Genomic DNA, 16925 nt, shown 5'->3' with positions numbered 1-16925 from the left:
AATAATATCCTGAAAGGAAACGGTTAATTATGCGTGGGCGATAATATCCGCCAATTGTTTCTCTGATTTAGCCGCTAACAACGCGGTCAGTACTTCCTCTTCACATAATAATTCGCTTAAGGCCTGAATAGCGCCAATGTGTGAATCTGCATTTGCCGCCGACAATCCGATTAATAATCGGACACCTTCATCATCTTCGGCAAATTTAACTTCCTGTTTGAGGAGTGTTAATGACATCCCGGTTTTTAACGCGCCACATTCCGGACGAGCGTGTGGCATGGCGACGCCAGGCGCTAAAATATAATAAGGGCCATTGTTAATCGTTGAATCTTTAATGGCCTGAATATAACCTGAATTGACATAATGATTAGCGAGTAAGGAAGACATAGAAAAGTCAATTGCCTCCTGCCAGTTCTTTGCGGAATTTTTTATTGAGATAGATGCTTCTGGAAAGTAATCAATCAGCCGCATATATTTTCCTTATTTTTAGGGTACGAGTGAGCGTTAAAAACAAAATACTCGAGCGGCAAAATGAAATCAATCGAGGAGAAAAACACATACAGCGCAGGATGCTTTTACATGAAGCCTTTAAAAACAATTGGTTGTTAACAAAAATATAAAAAGCAATACAAATTATGTGATGTTCATAACAAAAAACAAACATTGATAAATATCATATTTGTGATTCAGATCTACAATATTGGGTTGCGCAGACTTAAATAAATTTAATCACATAAAAAAACGGGCCGCCTGAGCGACCCGTTTTCACCTGTAAACGTAATTACAGCAGCGCTTTTGCCTTCGCAACCACGTTGTCGACGGTGAAGCCGAACTCTTCGAACAGCTGCTCTGCCGGCGCAGACTCACCGAAGGTGGTCATGCCAACGATAGCGCCGTTCAGGCCCACGTATTTGAACCAGTAGTCGGCGATGCCGGCTTCGACGGCCACGCGAGCAGAGACCGCTTTCGGCAGCACCGATTCACGGTACGCCGCGTCCTGCTTGTCGAACGCGTCGGTGGACGGCATGGAGACCACGCGCGCCTTCACCCCTTCGGCCGTCAGTTTATCCCACGCGGCCACCGCCAGTTCGACTTCAGAACCGGTGGCGATGAAGATAAGCTCCGGCTGACCGGCGCAGTCTTTCAGCACGTAGCCACCGCGGGCGATGTTCGCCAGCTGCTCTGCCGTACGATCCTGCTGTGCCAGGTTCTGACGGGAGAGGATCAGCGCGGTCGGGCCGTCATGACGCTCAACGCCGTATTTCCACGCCACCGCCGATTCCACCTGGTCACACGGACGCCATGTGGACATGTTCGGGGTCACGCGCAGGGACGCCACCTGCTCTACCGGCTGGTGCGTCGGGCCATCTTCGCCCAGACCGATGGAGTCGTGGGTGTAGACCATCACCTGACGCTGTTTCATCAGCGCCGCCATACGCACCGCGTTACGCGCATATTCCACGAACATCAGGAAGGTGGAGGTGTACGGCAGGAAACCACCGTGCAGAGAGATCCCGTTGGCGATCGCGGTCATACCGAATTCACGCACGCCGTAATGGATATAGTTACCGGCGGTGTCTTCATTAATCGCTTTAGAACCAGACCACAGGGTCAGGTTGGATGGCGCCAGGTCAGCGGAGCCGCCGAGGAATTCCGGCAGCCACGGGCCAAACGCTTCAATCGCATTCTGCGACGCTTTACGGCTGGCGATTTTCGCCGGGTTAGCCTGCAGCTTAGCGATAAATTCATTGGCTTTAGCGTCGAAGTCAGCCGGCATTTCGCCCTTCATACGACGGGTAAACTCAGCGGCTTCCTGCGGGAAGGCTTTGGCATACGCGGCGAACTTCTCGTTCCAGGCCGCTTCTTTCGCCTGACCGGCTTCTTTGGCATCCCACTGCGCATAGATATCAGACGGGATGTCGAAGGCCGGGTGTTTCCAGCCCAGGGCTTCGCGGGTCAGGGCAATTTCGGCATCGCCCAGCGGCGCGCCGTGGGAATCGTGGGTACCGGCTTTGTTCGGCGAACCGAAACCGATGATGGTTTTGCACATCAGCAGGGACGGCTTGTCGGTGACCGCACGCGCTTCTTCTACCGCGCGTTTGATCGCCTCAGCGTCGTGACCGTCAACGCCGCGCACTACGTGCCAGCCATAGGCTTCGAAACGTTTAGCGGTGTCGTCGGTGAACCAGCCTTCCACATGACCGTCGATGGAGATACCGTTGTCATCATAGAACGCCACCAGTTTACCCAGCTTCAGGGTACCGGCCAGGGAGCACACTTCGTGCGAGATCCCTTCCATCATGCAGCCGTCGCCCATGAAGGCGTAGGTGAAGTGGTCAACGATATCGTGGCCCGGACGGTTGAACTGCGCAGCCAGCGTTTTTTCCGCAATAGCCATGCCCACGGCGTTAGCAATCCCCTGGCCCAGCGGACCGGTGGTGGTTTCCACGCCAGCGGTGTAGCCCACTTCCGGGTGGCCCGGAGTCTTAGAGTGCAGCTGACGGAAGTTTTTCAGCTCTTCGATCGGCAGATCATAACCGGTGAGGTGCAGCAGGCTGTAAATCAGCATGGAACCGTGGCCGTTGGACAGCACAAAGCGGTCGCGGTCGGCCCAGGCCGGGTTCTGCGGGTTATGGTTCATGAAATCACGCCACAGGACTTCGGCAATGTCAGCCATACCCATCGGGGCACCCGGGTGGCCGGATTTGGCTTTCTGTACAGCATCCATGCTCAGCGCACGAATAGCGTTAGCAAGCTCTTTACGTGAGGACATTTTGACTCCAGTTCGGACTGTTGAAGGCCATACCCTTAACGACTTGACGAGAGCGCGTTTTGGGCTACGCCAGAAAAAAGTGTCAACAATGTAACCCAAGCGCGAAAGCATGTACATGGAGCATCCTTTTGTGGTTTAAGAAATCTCCGGAACACGTTGTGCTGCCCCGGAATCCTCTCGCCCGCGTCGCGCAATAGTCTTTATAATTTGTACAGGATGCGACAGCCTTATTGTTGCCTTTTTCAGTCAGATCATCGAACGAGTGTGGAAGATAAAAATGAAAATTCGCTCAACTATTCTTGCCCTTGGGATCGCAGCAACCCTCACCGGATGTCAGAACATGGACTCCAACGCCCTTCTCAGTTCGGGCGCCGAAGCTTTTCAGGCCTATTCCCTGAGCGACGCTCAGGTTAAAAGCTTAAGTGACCAGGCTTGCAAAGAGATGGATAGCAAAGCCACCCTCTCGCCAGCCAGCAGCGAATACAGCAAGCGCCTGAGCAAAATCGCCGCCGCGCTGGGCGACAATATCAACGGCCAGCCGGTGAATTACAAAGTGTATGAAACCAAGGACGTCAACGCGTTCGCGATGGCGAATGGCTGCATCCGCGTCTATAGCGGCCTGATGGACATCATGAACGATAACGAAGTTGAAGCGGTCATCGGCCATGAGATGGGCCACGTCGCCCTCGGCCATGTCAAGAAAGGGATGCAGGTCGCGCTCGGCACCAACGCCGTTCGCGCCGCCGCTGCCTCGGCGGGCGGTATCGTCGGCAGCCTGTCGCAATCTCAGCTTGGCGATCTGGGCGAAAAGCTGGTGAACTCGCAGTTCTCCCAGCGCCAGGAGTCCGAAGCGGACGACTACTCCTACGATCTACTGCGTAAGCGCGGGATTAATCCAGGAGGACTGGCCACCAGCTTCGAGAAGCTGGCTAAGCTGGAAGCCGGGCGTCAAAGCTCAATGTTTGACGATCACCCGGCCTCCGAAGAACGTGCTCAGCATATCCGCGATCGTATGAAGGCAGACGGCATTAAATAATCTCGCCGTCCCCTCTCTGCGCCGCAGAGAGGGGAAAAGAGCTTAGTACAGCGTCTTCTGCGGCGGCCCGGCAAAACGCAGCGCGCCAATCTGCCCCATCCTGACCTCTACCACCGACGGCCCCGGCGTCGCCAGCGCTTCGGTCATCACCGCGGTGAAATCTTCCGCTCGCTCAACGCTCCACGCCTGTAGACCGATAGCCTGCGCCAGCAGCGTGAAATCCGGCGTGTGCAGCTCGTTGTAATACTGGCGACCGCCGAAATACTTATCCTGAATACCGCGCATCACGCCATAGCCGCCATCGTTCATGATCAGCAGCGTCACGTTGGCCTTTTCCTGCGCCAGCGTCGCCAGCTCTCCGAGGTTCAGGCTCAGACCGCCATCGCCGACCAGGCCGACTATCTTGCGCTGCGGGTTGGCGATCGCCGTGCCGATCGCCATCGGCAGCCCCATACCAATGGCCCCCGCCAGCGAATGCACGTTCATCAGCGGGCCATTTGCACGGAACAGACGACTGCCCCACAGGCTGCCGGAGACGGTGATATCGCGGACCAGAATACCGTCATCAGGCAGCGCCTGTTCGATAGCGTCGTTCAGTTGGGCATAGGCGCCGCACTGTTCGCGTAGCCCGTGCTCCGCCTGCGTCACCGCCTCTTTGACCTGTGCGTCCCAGTGGCCATTGCCCCATTCACGCCCCTGCGCTTTGGCCGCCAGCGCCGCCAGTAAAGCCGAACAATCGGCGATCAGCGTGTTGTCCATCAGATAGTTACGGCTGGCCGCCGCCGGATCGATATCAATCTGTACGCGTGGCGAAGGCAGTTCCAGCGTCCAGGAGCGCGTTTCGTTACTGCGCAGACGCGAGCCCGCGACCAGGGTGAAATCACATTGCGCCATCAGCGCCTCAACGGAAGGCGAATTATGGAAGGCGCGCAGGCTGGCGCGATGGCTGTCCGGCAGCACGCCGCGCCCGTGGGTACTGGAGATCACGGTGATCCCCGCATCCGCCAGTTTTTTCACCGCCGCCGCGCTACCGATAGCCCCGCCGCCCAGCCACAGCAGCGGCTGTTTCGCCTGCCTGAGCTGCGCCCACAGGGTATCCACCGTTGCCTGAGCGACGGGCGCCGCCGGCGCGATGTTCAGCGGGGCGGTGACCAGCGCCAGGGGAATGCTTGCCCCCTGAATATCAATCGGGATCTCCACCGATACCGGCCCGCACGGCGGCGTCCGCGCTTCCTGAATCGCCTTGTGCAAAATGGCGATCGCCTGATTGGCGTTACTGATGCGATACGCGCGTTTCGAACTGGCTTTCAGGAAGGTCAGCTGATCGCGGGTTTCGTGAATAAAACCGGTATCCGCATCCAGCCAGGTTTTCTCTACCTGACCGGTCAGATGCAGCAGCGGCGTACCGGCATTCATCGCCTCCACCAGCGCCCCGACCGCGTTCCCCGCCCCGGCACCGGTGCTGGTTAGCGCGACTCCGAGGCCGGAAAAGCGACCGTGGGCGTCGGCCATGGTCACCGAACCGGCTTCGCCACGCGCCGGAACAAAGCGGATGTTGCCGCGTTGGCCAATAGCATCGGCAACCGGCAGGTTATGAATAGAGATGACGCCGTAAATAGCCTCAACGTTGTACTGCTCCAGCGTTCTGGCGATGGCTTCGCCGACGGTTATCATTTCGCTCATTGCTCACCCTTCTCTCAATCGCACCAGTGATTCACGCTATTACCCGTCGCCAGATAAATGCTCTTTTGTTGCATCCAGGCTTTCAGCCCCTGAATACCTTTTTCGCGGCCCAGACCGCTCTCTTTAAAGCCCCCGAACGGGGTCGAAATGGAGAAAACCTTGTAGGTGTTGATCCACACCGTCCCGGCTTCCAGACGCTCGCTTAAGCGCAGGGCACGTCCGCTATCCCGCGTCCAGATCCCCGCCGCCAGGCCATAGACCGAGTCATTGGCTTCGCGGATCAGCTGGGCTTCATCGCGAAAGGGCATCGCCACCAGTACCGGGCCGAAGATCTCTTCCTGACAGACGCGCGCCTGATTCGTCAGCCCTTCGACGATCGTCGGCTGGAAGTAGCTCCCCGCCGCCAGCGCCGGATCGGCCGGAATCTCTCCTCCGCATAGCACCCGCCCGCCTTCGCGTTTCGCCAGTTCGACGTACGCGAGCACGCCGTCACGGTGCTGTTCATTAATCAACGGCCCGATGTGGGTATCGTCGCTGAACGGATGGCCAATCCGCAGTCCGCGCGTCAGCTCCAGCAGCCGCGCCATCAGCTGCGGGTAAACTTTTTCATGCACAAACAGCCGCGAACCGGCGATGCACGCCTGACCGCCGGAGCTGAAAATGCCGTAGCAGATCCCCCGCGCCGCCTGTTCGATATCGGCATCCTCCAGCACGATGGTCGGCGATTTACCGCCCAGCTCCAGCGATGCCGGGATCAGTTTTTCTGCCGCCACGTGCGCCAGATGGCGTCCGGTGCGGGTGCCGCCGGTAAACGAAATTTTGCGCACCAGCGGATGACGCGCCAGGGCGTCGCCAATCACCGATCCTTTCCCCGGCAGCACGCTCAGCAGCCCCGCAGGTAAACCGGCTTGCTCGAAGATCCGCGCCAGTTCCAGCGCCATCAGCGGCGTCGCTTCCGCGGGTTTGAGGATCACCGCATTACCCGCGGCGATCGCCGGCGCCACTTTTTGCATTTCGCTGGCGATCGGCGAGTTCCACGGGGTGATCGCCGCCACCACGCCCAGCGGTTCGTAGCGGCTCAGGGTCAACAGGTCTGCCTGACGCGGAGTCGGCAGCTCCCCTTCCAGCAGCTCGCAGGCGGCGGCGAAATAGCGGGCGCTTGCCGCCGCACTCATCACCAGCCCCCGCGCTTCCGCCAGCGGCTTGCCGTTGTCCCGACTTTGCATTCGCGCCAGTTCATCCAGACGAGATTCAATCAGATCCGCCACCTTATGCAGGATCTTTGCCCGCAGATGCGGCAGCATGTTGCGCCACGTTGGTTCCCGCCAGGCACGCTCGGCGCAGGTTATCGCTTCCTGCAGATCGTCGAGACTGGCCGCCCGCAGCGTCGCATTCACCGTGCCGTCCGCCGGAAAGTAGCTGTGCATCAGATTGCCGCCGCCGTGGCGCCAGTGACCGCCGATAAAGATCGTTAATTCGTCCATTGCCGCCTCTTAGCGTTGCGCCAGTTCACGGCAGGCGCGTACCGCGCTCAGTGCCGCCAGGGTAGATGTTTTTGGATTGTCGGCCAGCGGCAGGCCGCTCAGCTCGAGGCGAAACTCACCGAACGCGCCTTCAACATGTAACGTGTGGGTATTGCGCCGCGTGGCCGGATCGACCATCAGCTGCACCCGCGTGTCGTCCATTCCGATACCGCCCAACGCCACGGTTGCCGCCACGTTGGCATTCGCCGGAAACAGGCGTGCCGCTTCGCGGGCGCTGCCTTCAAAAAAGATTTTCGCCTCGCTGACCGCATTGAGGTCGATGAGCATTTCCGCGTAGCTTCCACGCCAGCTGGCCGGGCTTTTGCGCGACTGATAGGTCACGCGCTCAAGACCGCCCTCTTTTGCCGCCGCCAGTCCGTCAATGCCGGCCACCGCGCCGGAGAGCAGCGTCAGCCTACCGCCCGCCTGATATAAACGCTGTTCGAGCGCGCTATCGGCCAGCGCGCCGGTAGAGATCACCGCCAGATGCCAGCCGCGGGCGAGAATGGCTTCGCCATATTGCGCAACCGCCTGTTGGCTGGCGCACTCCAGCACCAGATCCGGGGTTTCCGTACAAGATTGCGGATCGTCAAGCACCGTCACCGCATCGCCAAAGCGGGCGCGAATCGCCGCCTGATGGGCTTCCCGGGCGACAATCCAGCCTAACGTGACCTGCGGGGGCAGCCGTTCAATTACCGCTTGCGCCATGGCGCCATAGCCGATAAGCATAATTTTTTTCATGATGGCTCCTTAAAGGTGACGGCAAAAACCGCCGGAGACATCCAGCGCGGCGCCGGTGGTAAACGATGCCAGCGGCGAGGCCAAAAACAGCAGCGCCTGCGCAGGCTCCTGCGGCTTGCCGAGACGCGCCATCGGGATCCCACGTTTACGGGCGATATCCGCTGTCCACTCGGGCCAGCTCTGCTGCTTATCGGCACGATTTTCAAAGCGCCGCTGCCACTGCCCCGACTCCACCATTCCCAGCAAAATCGAGTTGACGCGAATGCCTTTTCCCACCAAATCTTTTGACAGCGTCAGCGTCATGTTGAGCAGCGCCGCGCGGGCGGCAGAGGTGGCAATCATGTGCTCTTCCGGCTGTAGCGCCAGCAGTGAATTGACGCAGGTAATCGAGGCGATATCCGACCGCTCCAGCTGCGGCTGAAAGGCCTTTACCGGGTTGATCACGCCAAACAACTTCAGCTCCGCCTCATGCAACCACGCCTCGCGCGGGGTATCGGCAAAGTGCGCCACGTAGCCCTGCCCGGCGTTGTTGATCAACATGTCCGCGCCGCCAAAACGTGCCGCCACCGCATCGGCAAAGGCCTGCACCTCGTCTTCTTTCAGGACGTCGCAGCGGTAAGAGAAAACCTCCGCTCCGGGATACTCGTTCTGCAACGCGGCATGCGCGCTGGCGAGCCGGTCGGGATTGCGGCCGCAGAAAGCGACTTTCGCCCCTTCGCCCAGCAGCAGACGCAGCGTTTCAAAGCCGATCCCTGACGATCCTCCGGTGACTACCGCTACACGGCCTTCAATTTGTGCATTCATCGCGCACCTCTTCCCCTACCCGTAAAAGCTGTTGATTAAAAAAGGTTTCATTATCGAGATAGCTGGCGTGACCCGCGTGCGGAATCGCGGTGTACGGCATGCCGTAGCGTAGCGCCAGACCGCGCACCAGCTCTGGTTGAGTGATAGCGTCCTGCTCACCGCACCACACCTCAAACCGGCCGTGATAATCGCCAAGCCAGCGGTGAATATCGTCATGCGCCAGCATCCACGCCGCGGCCAGATAGCCCTCACGACGCAGCTTGCGCATTCCGGCGGCAACGGTGGCGATATCGGCCTCCGCCGCACAGGGATGCAGCAGCTTCGCCGCCCGGGTTTGCGCCAGCCGCTCTGCTCCTGACGCCATTTGCTGCTGGCGACTGCGCCAGACTTTTTCCCGCTGTTCCGCCTCCGCCTGGCCGTACCCCTGTGCGGCATCGGCTAACACCAGGTAGCGCACGCGGCGGGGATATTTCGCCGCAAAGGCGCTGGCCACCAGCGCACCGAGCGAATGCCCCACCACGACCGCCTGCTCAACGCCGGCGTGGTCCAGCATGCGCGCCAGCGCATCGGCATAATCACCCGCATTCGCCTGCGCAACCGGCAGCATCGGGCTTTCGCCATAACCGGGCATATCCCAGGCCAGCACACGATAGCCGGACAGCGCCATCTGTTTATGCCAGGAAGCCGCGCCGGAGCTGATGCCGTGTAACAGCACCAGCGGCGTGCCGTGCCCTTGTTCACGAAAACCCGTCATACCGCCTCCTTAATTACGTTTTACTTTCGACAGGGGGTGATCTTCCGGATAGGTCGGAATATTCGGCTTCCTGGTGCCCAGCATCACGCACATCAGCGCCTCTTCCTCACCGTGGTTAAACAGCCCGCGGTAGATGCCCGCCGGGACGGAGATCAGATCGCGCTCGCGCAGCACGGTTTCGGTATAGCTGTCGCCATCCTGAATCATCAGCGTTATCTGCCCTTTGAGCATGAAGAACACCTCCTCCACATCATCATGCAGATGCAGCGGCCCCTCACATTTCGCCGGCAGCACCATGGTGGAGAAGGTGAAGTTTTCCGCCGCCACGGTATTGGTATCGCTCGCCACGCCGGTGGCGCCGGTGCCGATATAGCGCATCTGAGCGCGACGGTATTTCGGGTCGAAATCAGCCTGGAACTTCAGCGCGTTCCAGTCATATTTCCGTCCCTCAAAGCGCGCGATACGCGACTCTACCCACTCTTCCATCGTCAGATGTTCAGGTTTGATACCCGGTTTTGCAGTCACGGTTGAATCAGTCATCGTTTTCTCCTCAGTAACGTCTCAGCAGCGGCAGTAACAGGACGCAGCCCACCGCCGCCATCACCGCCAGAAAAATCAGCCCGGAATCCATGCTGTGGGTGAAGGCGATCAGCGCCCCCATCACCGCCGGCGACAGGGCGCCTGCAAAGTTCCCCAGCCCGTTGAAAATGCCCCCCGCCGTGGCGCTGACCCGGGGATGGGTCGCCTTGGCCAGCAGGGCGAAAATATTGGGTGCGCCGGTGCCCCACATAAAGGTGCTGAAACTCATCGCCGCAATGACCGTCAGCGGGGTGGCGAAGTGCATCACCGCCGCCAGGCCAACCGCCGCCCCGGCCAGCGAGACAAAGCAGGCGGCGGCGCGTTTATCAAGACGATCGGAGAGCCAGGCGCCAATTATTTCGCCCAGCAGCATGGCGATAAACGGCATCGACGACAGCCAACCGGCATGCTCCAGATGGATCCCTTTACCTTTAATCAGATAGCCCGGCAGCCAGCCGTTGATGCCCCACAAATAGGCCAGAAAGGCGATGTTAAACACGCAAATCATCCAGAAATGCGCGCTGACGAACAGCTCCCGCCGCGCGGCGCGGCGCGCCTCCTGGGATACCTTTTCGCCGGACGCTTTGCTCTCCAGCTGCACCCCGCGCAGGCCGATGCGCACGAAAATCAGCACCGGCACCGTCAGCATCGCCATCACAAAGAAGGTGCTCTGCCAGCCAAAGGTATTGAGCAGCCAAATCGACAGCGGAAAACCAATTGCTGCGCCGACCGGTGTTCCGAGCAGCCACAGCATGGTGGCCCGCGCCTGAAGCCGCTGCGGGAAGGTGTGGCGGACGATGGCGAACGCCAGCGGAAACAGCGGCCCTTCGGCGATGCCGAGCAGAATGCGCAAGGTGACCATCACCGTGTAGTTATGGGTGAAGCCCATCATCACCATTAAAACGCACCACACCATCATCATGCCGGTGAGCAGGCGCAGCGGCGCGATGCGATCGCCCAATCCGCTGAGCAGCACCGAGGAAAAACCGTAGCTCAGCAGGAAGGCACTCATCAGAATGCCCAACCGCGTGGTGTCAAAATCCATCCCCATCGCCTGCTGGAAATGGCTATCGGAAAACAAGGCGGCAATGCTGATTTTGTCGAAGAACGCCAGCAGTACGCAGGCCAGCAGCGACAGCGGAATCGCCCAGCGGACCGCCTTTTCAGGCGTATGGACGCCCTCACCGCCTGCCTCAAGCGGCGCGGTGTTTGTCTCTAATGTGGTCATCTCTCCCCCTTAAGGGTGCGCGGGTCTTATCGCAATGACATCAGCGAAAAGGCCAGGTCATCGAGCGGTACGGCGGAAAGATCTCTCCCCGCAGCCATCCAGCGTTTCGCCAGCTTGACGGTGCGAGCGTCGTTAAACGCCACCAGCTGAGTCAGGCGACCGTCAGCGTCTATCGAGAAAAATAGCGCTCCCTGCGGATCCCGGCGCGTCACCGTCCGACTGCCTGGCTGCGGAATGCCGAGGATCTGAATATTGTCGGCATATTGATCCGACCACAGCCATGGCGCGTCGGCGTAGCCGGCCGCCTGCGGGTTCAGCATCGCTTTCGCCGTCGCCACCGCCTGGTTCTGGGCAAAGGCCCACGACTGGATGCACAGGCCATACTGGTGATGCTGCGCCACATCTCCGGCCGCGAAGATCGCCGGGTCGCTGGTCTGTCCCAGGGCGTTGACAACGATCCCGCGATCGACAGCCAGTCCCGCGTCCCGCGCCAGTTCGAGGTTGAGATCGACGCCGATCCCTACCACCACCGCATCAAAGGTTTCCCGCTGACCGTCGCAGTGAATAACCGGCAGACCGCCATCATCTTCCAGCTCCAGCGCACCGCAGCCGTGACGAATATCGACGCCCCGATCGCGATGGATCCGTGCCAGTTCCTGCGACACTTCCGCACTTACCGAACGCATGCACAGCAGCGGCTGCTGTTCAAATAAGGTGACCGCGACGCCGCTTTTTCGCGCCGAGGCGGCAATCTCAAGACCAATCCAGCCGCCGCCGACAATCGCCAGCCGCGCGGTGGTCGCCAGCCGTTGCTTCAGGCGCTGCGCGTCCTGCCAGTGGCGCAGCGTGTAAACCTGCGGCTGTTTCGCCCAGGCTTCGCCGGGCAGGCGGGCGCGACCGCCGGTGGCGATCAGCAGCTGGTCATAGCCGAGCTGTTCGCCGTTACTCAGATGAACGCTTTTGCTCTGGCGATCGATGGCCTCAGCGCGCAGCGGGCGGAACCAGCGCAGGTTTAACGCCTGCTGCACCTCTTCGCTGAACAGACGCGGCAGCGGCGCATCGGCCTCCAGCAGCGTCGCTTTTGACAGCGGCGGACGCTCGTAAAAATCCCACTCTTCTTCCGCCACCACGCAAATCTCGCCGTCGTAGCCTTCGTCACGCAGGGTTTTCGCCGCCCAGCCGCCCGCCTGGCCACCGCCGATAATGACTATTCGCGCCGTCATACCGCCTCCGGCTTTTTCTGCTGGCGGCGGGTATCGTGGTCGATCCCCCCTTCCACCGCCCACTCGGTAAAGGAGACCAGCGAGTGTTCCAGCTCGCGCGGGCGCCAGTTCTCCGTCAGGAAATCATCGTTGGTGTAGTACTCAAAAGCGCCGCCGGTCGGGCTGTTGACGTACCAGAAATAGGCGGAAGAGACCGGGTGACGGCCGGGACCAATAAAGGTGCTCCACGCGTTTTTATTCATCGCAATGCCGCCGCCAATCACTTCATGGATATCGCGCACGGTAAAGGCCACGTGGTTCAGGCCGCGCTTGCGGTTGGGCAGCTGCAATAAAAAGAGATTGTGGTGACCACCGCGTACGCCGCAGCGCAGGAATACCGCACGATTGATGTAGCGATCGGAAACCTGGAAACCGAGCACCTCACGATAGAAGGCCTCGACCGCCGCCAGCTCTTCGACGAAGAACACCACGTGGCCTACGTTGATCGGCTGCGCGCCGTCATACACCGGGCTTGGCGTATCAATCCGCCGCATATCGCCCCACTGGTTAATCGGCTCAACGTTCAGCGTCACCGCGACTTGTTGAGTGACCTGCACCCGCAGCGTCATGCCGTTGGGATCCTGGCACTCGAGGGCACCGTCAATCTCACGAAAGGCGGGCTGGCGGGACAATTTGGGCCGCAGAGCATCCAGCGCCGCCCGATCCGCCACGCCCCAGGTCATACGGCGTAGGGTGTTACCCGCTTCAAAGGCCGGCGGCAGATCCGGGCTATGGATCGGATTCAGTTCCACCCGCGCGCCGCTTAAGGTGGTAAAACGCTGGCCGCTGGCGTCGCCCGCCAGGCCAAAATCACGCATAAACCTGGCGCAATGAGTCAGGTCGTCGACGCCAAATTCCAGCTTTTCAATTCCGGTTACGCTCATCGTTGGTAGCCTCTTTACCGTTCTGTCGCCCTGATTTGGGCGTAAAACATCCCCGACGCACGCAAGCGCCTGATGTTAAGTTATTGATTTAACTAGCTTGTGACAGGTAGCCTAAAAAGCCAGAAATTTTGTCCGCCGCCAGGCTGACATCGCTTTGCAGCCGTTCCCGATCGCTTTGCGGGATCTCATCCGACGGCACCAGAATACTGACCACCGCCGCTACCCGACCGCTGCGATCGTAGACCGGGTAGACGATGGAAGAGATGCCGTGGCGGTAGAAAGATTCGCCAATCACATAGCCACGCGCTTTATCCTGCTGCACCATCTGCCATAGCGCTTCGCGATCGTGAAGTTGCCCCGGCGTATTGCCCGGCAGCCGTTCATCGGGAAACAGCTGCTCAAACTCGCCGCGCGAGACATCGGTCAGCAGCATGCGGCCCAGCGAGGTGCAGTGAACCGGCAGGCGGGTACCGATACTGACCTGATTGATCCGTGAACCGGCGGCGCTGACGCGGGCAATGTAAATAATGTCCCGACCGTCGCGGATCGCCAGATGACTGCTGCACTGACTGGTATCACGCAGCTGCTCGATCACCGGCTGGCCAACCTGCGCCACATCCAGCGACGCAATATATTCAAAGCCCAGACGCAGGACATTCATCCCCAGCGAGAAGGTATTGGTACGCGCGTTGCGCTCCAGAAACCCCATATACTCCAGCGTTTGCACCACGCGATAGGCGGTTGCTTTCGGCATATCCACCAGCCGATGCAGCTCGGCAAAGGTCAGATCGCGATGTTGCTCGCCAAATGCCAGCAGCAGCTGCAGTCCCCGCTCCAGCCCCGGCACCAGGTATTTCACTTCCTGAACGTTTGCCATACCGCCTCGCCTCTTTAGTTAAAAACAAATCCGCCGTTGACCGGAATCAGCTGCCCGGTAATAAACCGCGACAGGTCGCTTAACAGCCACACCACGCTGCCGGTGACATCTTCCGGCTGCTGGGCGCCGCTTAACGCGCGCCCGTTTTCGTACAGCTGATGACGCTCAGCAGGCACATATTCCGTCGCTTCAACCCGGGTCAGACCGGGGGCGATCGCGTTGATCCGAATACGCTTTTCGCCCAGTTCGCGGGCCATCGAGCGCGTCATGGCGATCACCGCTCCTTTGCTGGCGACATAGGCCATCAGCCGGGGGGCGCCCCACAGCGCGGTATCGGAGGCGACGTTGACGATCCCGGCCCCTTCACGCAACAGCGGTACCGCCGCCCGGGTCACCAGCCAGGTGCCTTTGACGTTTACCGACATCACCCGATCCCACAGATCCGGATCGTAATCGATCATATTTTTACCGCCGACGCCGGTGGCCATCGCCGCGTTATTGACCAGGCCGTCGATCTTTCCTCGTTCGCCGATCGCGAGGAACGCCTCCTCGATGGATGAGGCATCGGCCAGATCGATAGTCTGTGATTCAATGCGATAACCCTGCTCGCGCAGACGATGCGCGCTCTCCGCCAGTTCGCCCTGCAGGATGTCGCACATCACGACGTCAGCGCCCTGCTCCGCGCAGGCTTTGGCAAAATGAAAGCCCAGGCCGCGTGCCGCGCCGGTAATCACCATACGTTTGCCGGTTAACAGCCCGTTCATCAGGCCGCTCCCTGCTGCTCTTCCCGAGCTGCCAGCTGCTCTTTCGCCGCTTTTTGCATCATCCGGCGCAGACGGGAAAGGCCGACGTCATGCTGATACAGGTATTCGTGATCGCGGGCGTTCGGCGCCAGGCTTTCGAGCACCACGCGATCCTGCTCCAGCACTTCCCAGTGCAGTTTTTCCAGACGGTTGCGATACATAAAGCGCCACAGATCGCGCTGCCAGCCCTGCACGCCGCGAATACGCCAGAAGAAGACCCGGCAGTTGTCGTTATCTTCCGGCACCACCATGCCGACGATCCAGAAGTGGCCGCCCGGCCCAAAACGCTTCTGGTACGGGATAGACAGGCGCATCCAGTAAGCGCCGCTGTTGCCCAGCTCGACCCAGTCGAAGTTGACGCCGCTCTGGCCTTTTTTCTCAAAGATAAAGCCGGTTTTCGTTGGCTGCAGCACCATGTCGGCTTTGCGATCGCCTTCCGCCATTGAGTGCGAAGAGGAGTGCAGGTAGGTGCCGTGCATCGGGTCCATGACATTTTCCAGCGCGTACTGATAGTTGCATTTCCACGCTGCGGTACAGAGGAAGTTGCTGTATTTGTCGCTATCGGCCAGCTCTTCCGGGAAGGTGAGCGGTTCGGGCTGCTGGTCGGCCGTGGCCGCAAACCACAGGAATATCGCGCCATGCGCTTCCTGAACGTGGTAGCTGCGCACGCACTGCTGGCCCACCAGCGGACATTTGTCGACCGCCGGAACATCTTTCACTTCGCCGTTACCTGCCACTTCCACGCCGTGATACCAGCAGGCGATACGATCGCCGAGATTCCAGCCCATCGACAGACGAGCACCACGGTGCGGGCAGCGGTCTTCCAGCGCCTGCAGCTCTCCGTCCTTATTACGCCACACCACAATTTGTTCGCCGAGACGGGTAATGCCCACCGGAGCGGACTGCACTTCCCAGCTCGCCAGAACCGGATACCACAGGCCACGTAAACCTTTATCGAGATAGTTTTGTACCGTTGTCGTCATCGCCGTGCCCTCAGTATCCGTTTACCTGCAAAAACACCCGAAAGCTCTCTTCGCTCCAGGCATCGCCTTGCCGATCGTGCATCTTCAGGGTATTCAGCCCGTCCACCAGCTGCGTCAGGCTCTCCGCCCCCTGCTCGAAAAGCGTTTCAAGGGTCGCGATAAGTTCCAGCTCCCAGCTTTCCGCAACGCGACTGCGGGTTTGCCAGATAAGGTTGTGATAATCGCCAGGCTTATGGATGTTGCCGTTCCCGCCTTCCGCAGGCGGCGTAAACTGGCGGCTTTCCGGCAGCGCCGGGTTAAAGTCCAGGGATTCGCTCATGCCACGTTCTCCTCGATAAAGGTAATCTGGATCTGATTGTCGTATACCCGCACCGGATAACGATTAAGGTTGCGCCCGCCGGGACCATGCAGACACTGGCCGGTTTTCACGTCGAATACCGCTTCATGCAGCGGGCATTCAACTTTGCCGTCTTCCACAAACCCCTGGCTTAACAGCGCATAGGCATGTGGACACACGTCTTCCAGCGCGTAGTACTCACCATCAATCAGATAAATACCGATTTCTTTACCGTCGATGTTGCCGCTATAAGGGAAATCTTCCTGTACCTGCTCTGCGTCACATACGCCTATCCAGCTCATCACGATCCTCCAGGCTTTTGTTTCATATATGAAACTCTGTTTCTTATTTAATACGGTCAATATAAAAGCGTTCAATCTTTCGTCAAGCGGCAATGTGAAGAATTTGTTAACCAGAGGCTGTTTAATTATCTAAGTGTGCAATTGATCACGAAAAAAAGTGGCAATATGAAATTGTGATATTTAAAGAGTGATATGAAATTAAATTAAGCTGTCGCTAAAAACCTCGTTAATAGCTATTGACTTTCGTTCTCAATGATCATTAAAAATGATAAAGGCAGCGCGCCATCAAGTTTCACTGGTGAAACAAAAGATTAAATTATTCATTTAAATCAACTAGTTTCACTAATGAACCATTT

At 59.1% G+C, this 16925-nt stretch carries 17 protein-coding genes; 1 reads left to right on the top strand and 16 read right to left on the bottom strand.

All coding sequences use genetic code 11. The features are described from left to right. Positions 1-27 precede the first annotated feature (27 nt). Both cmtB and tkt read right to left on the bottom strand, forming a co-directional pair. The gene (gene cmtB / locus GRPL_RS17280; RefSeq protein ID WP_032698028.1) at positions 28-471 is read right to left on the bottom strand and encodes a PTS mannitol transporter subunit IIA; all 444 of its coding nucleotides are present in this window, start codon (positions 469-471) and stop codon (positions 28-30) included. Between the two features lie 310 nt (positions 472-781). Next, positions 782-2773 carry a transketolase gene (gene tkt / locus GRPL_RS17285; protein ID WP_032698806.1) on the bottom strand — a complete coding sequence of 664 codons (1992 nt, stop codon included), beginning with the start codon at positions 2771-2773 and terminating at the stop codon, positions 782-784. Positions 2774-3050: 277 nt separating this feature from the next. Here tkt and loiP point away from each other — a divergent pair, with 277 nt between their 5' ends. Continuing rightward, positions 3051-3809, top strand: coding sequence for a metalloprotease LoiP (loiP, locus tag GRPL_RS17290; RefSeq protein ID WP_032690789.1), 759 nt, complete (start codon positions 3051-3053; stop codon positions 3807-3809). Between the two features lie 42 nt (positions 3810-3851). Here loiP and GRPL_RS17295 read toward each other — a convergent pair whose 3' ends face one another. From GRPL_RS17295 to GRPL_RS17360, 14 genes are all read right to left on the bottom strand, one after another. After that, positions 3852-5492: a thiamine pyrophosphate-binding protein gene (locus tag GRPL_RS17295; RefSeq protein WP_032698805.1), complete on the bottom strand. Its 1641-nt coding sequence runs from the start codon at positions 5490-5492 to the stop codon at positions 3852-3854. A 14-nt stretch (positions 5493-5506) separates the two neighbouring features. Beyond that, positions 5507-6976, bottom strand: a complete 1470-nt coding sequence (locus tag GRPL_RS17300) for an aldehyde dehydrogenase (RefSeq protein WP_032698804.1) — start codon at positions 6974-6976, stop codon at positions 5507-5509. A 9-nt stretch (positions 6977-6985) separates the two neighbouring features. Continuing rightward, complete coding sequence (locus tag GRPL_RS17305) at positions 6986-7756, bottom strand: aspartate dehydrogenase (protein ID WP_032690786.1); 771 nt, start codon at positions 7754-7756, stop codon at positions 6986-6988. Between the two features lie 9 nt (positions 7757-7765). Continuing rightward, positions 7766-8560 carry an SDR family oxidoreductase gene (locus GRPL_RS17310; protein WP_032697629.1) on the bottom strand — a complete coding sequence of 265 codons (795 nt, stop codon included), beginning with the start codon at positions 8558-8560 and terminating at the stop codon, positions 7766-7768. Continuing rightward, positions 8544-9314, bottom strand: a complete 771-nt coding sequence (locus GRPL_RS17315) for an alpha/beta fold hydrolase (protein WP_032690784.1) — start codon at positions 9312-9314, stop codon at positions 8544-8546. The genes GRPL_RS17310 and GRPL_RS17315 overlap by 17 nt, the downstream gene beginning before the upstream one ends. 9 nt (positions 9315-9323) lie before the next feature. Beyond that, positions 9324-9854, bottom strand: coding sequence for a cupin domain-containing protein (locus GRPL_RS17320; RefSeq protein ID WP_032690783.1), 531 nt, complete (start codon positions 9852-9854; stop codon positions 9324-9326). Positions 9855-9864: 10 nt separating this feature from the next. Continuing rightward, a complete protein-coding gene (locus GRPL_RS17325) occupies positions 9865-11121 on the bottom strand; it encodes an MFS transporter (protein WP_032690782.1) in 1257 nt (418 codons plus the stop codon). Positions 11122-11147: 26 nt separating this feature from the next. Then, positions 11148-12344 (bottom strand): NAD(P)/FAD-dependent oxidoreductase, encoded by a 1197-nt coding sequence (locus GRPL_RS17330; RefSeq protein WP_032697625.1) that lies wholly within the window; start codon positions 12342-12344, stop codon positions 11148-11150. Beyond that, complete coding sequence (locus GRPL_RS17335; protein ID WP_032697624.1) at positions 12341-13267, bottom strand: VOC family protein; 927 nt, start codon at positions 13265-13267, stop codon at positions 12341-12343. Before GRPL_RS17335 ends, GRPL_RS17330 begins: the two co-directional genes overlap by 4 nt. A gap of 88 nt (positions 13268-13355) precedes the next feature. Beyond that, positions 13356-14144 carry an IclR family transcriptional regulator gene (locus GRPL_RS17340; protein ID WP_004867460.1) on the bottom strand — a complete coding sequence of 263 codons (789 nt, stop codon included), beginning with the start codon at positions 14142-14144 and terminating at the stop codon, positions 13356-13358. A gap of 14 nt (positions 14145-14158) precedes the next feature. Next, positions 14159-14908 carry an SDR family oxidoreductase gene (locus GRPL_RS17345; protein WP_032690779.1) on the bottom strand — a complete coding sequence of 250 codons (750 nt, stop codon included), beginning with the start codon at positions 14906-14908 and terminating at the stop codon, positions 14159-14161. After that, complete coding sequence (locus GRPL_RS17350) at positions 14908-15930, bottom strand: Rieske 2Fe-2S domain-containing protein (RefSeq protein WP_032697622.1); 1023 nt, start codon at positions 15928-15930, stop codon at positions 14908-14910. The genes GRPL_RS17345 and GRPL_RS17350 overlap by 1 nt, the downstream gene beginning before the upstream one ends. A 10-nt stretch (positions 15931-15940) precedes the next feature. After that, positions 15941-16249 (bottom strand): recombinase-like helix-turn-helix domain-containing protein, encoded by a 309-nt coding sequence (locus tag GRPL_RS17355; protein ID WP_032690777.1) that lies wholly within the window; start codon positions 16247-16249, stop codon positions 15941-15943. Further along, positions 16246-16569 (bottom strand): Rieske (2Fe-2S) protein, encoded by a 324-nt coding sequence (locus tag GRPL_RS17360; RefSeq protein WP_004151769.1) that lies wholly within the window; start codon positions 16567-16569, stop codon positions 16246-16248. The genes GRPL_RS17355 and GRPL_RS17360 overlap by 4 nt, the downstream gene beginning before the upstream one ends. Positions 16570-16925 lie beyond the last annotated feature (356 nt).

Origin of the sequence: Klebsiella planticola ATCC 33531 (assembly GCF_000735435.1) — a bacterium.
In the GTDB taxonomy this organism is placed as follows: domain Bacteria; phylum Pseudomonadota; class Gammaproteobacteria; order Enterobacterales; family Enterobacteriaceae; genus Klebsiella; species Klebsiella planticola.
The sequence above is the reverse complement of the archived record's forward strand: the minus strand, read 5'-3'. Positions and strand labels throughout refer to the sequence as shown.

Bases quoted from the DNA above. Each gene is read 5' to 3' on its own strand.
- cmtB (WP_032698028.1), bottom strand. From the start codon at position 471: ATGCGGCTGATTGATTACTTTCCAGAAGCATCTATCTCAATAAAAAAT.
- tkt (WP_032698806.1), bottom strand. From the start codon at position 2,773: ATGTCCTCACGTAAAGAGCTTGCTAACGCTATTCGTGCGCTGAGCATG.
- loiP (WP_032690789.1), top strand. From the start codon at position 3,051: ATGAAAATTCGCTCAACTATTCTTGCCCTTGGGATCGCAGCAACCCTC.
- GRPL_RS17295 (WP_032698805.1), bottom strand. From the start codon at position 5,492: ATGAGCGAAATGATAACCGTCGGCGAAGCCATCGCCAGAACGCTGGAG.
- GRPL_RS17300 (WP_032698804.1), bottom strand. From the start codon at position 6,976: ATGGACGAATTAACGATCTTTATCGGCGGTCACTGGCGCCACGGCGGC.
- GRPL_RS17305 (WP_032690786.1), bottom strand. From the start codon at position 7,756: ATGAAAAAAATTATGCTTATCGGCTATGGCGCCATGGCGCAAGCGGTA.
- GRPL_RS17310 (WP_032697629.1), bottom strand. From the start codon at position 8,560: ATGAATGCACAAATTGAAGGCCGTGTAGCGGTAGTCACCGGAGGATCG.
- GRPL_RS17315 (WP_032690784.1), bottom strand. From the start codon at position 9,314: ATGACGGGTTTTCGTGAACAAGGGCACGGCACGCCGCTGGTGCTGTTA.
- GRPL_RS17320 (WP_032690783.1), bottom strand. From the start codon at position 9,854: ATGACTGATTCAACCGTGACTGCAAAACCGGGTATCAAACCTGAACAT.
- GRPL_RS17325 (WP_032690782.1), bottom strand. From the start codon at position 11,121: ATGACCACATTAGAGACAAACACCGCGCCGCTTGAGGCAGGCGGTGAG.
- GRPL_RS17330 (WP_032697625.1), bottom strand. From the start codon at position 12,344: ATGACGGCGCGAATAGTCATTATCGGCGGTGGCCAGGCGGGCGGCTGG.
- GRPL_RS17335 (WP_032697624.1), bottom strand. From the start codon at position 13,267: ATGAGCGTAACCGGAATTGAAAAGCTGGAATTTGGCGTCGACGACCTG.
- GRPL_RS17340 (WP_004867460.1), bottom strand. From the start codon at position 14,144: ATGGCAAACGTTCAGGAAGTGAAATACCTGGTGCCGGGGCTGGAGCGG.
- GRPL_RS17345 (WP_032690779.1), bottom strand. From the start codon at position 14,908: ATGAACGGGCTGTTAACCGGCAAACGTATGGTGATTACCGGCGCGGCA.
- GRPL_RS17350 (WP_032697622.1), bottom strand. From the start codon at position 15,930: ATGACGACAACGGTACAAAACTATCTCGATAAAGGTTTACGTGGCCTG.
- GRPL_RS17355 (WP_032690777.1), bottom strand. From the start codon at position 16,249: ATGAGCGAATCCCTGGACTTTAACCCGGCGCTGCCGGAAAGCCGCCAG.
- GRPL_RS17360 (WP_004151769.1), bottom strand. From the start codon at position 16,569: ATGAGCTGGATAGGCGTATGTGACGCAGAGCAGGTACAGGAAGATTTC.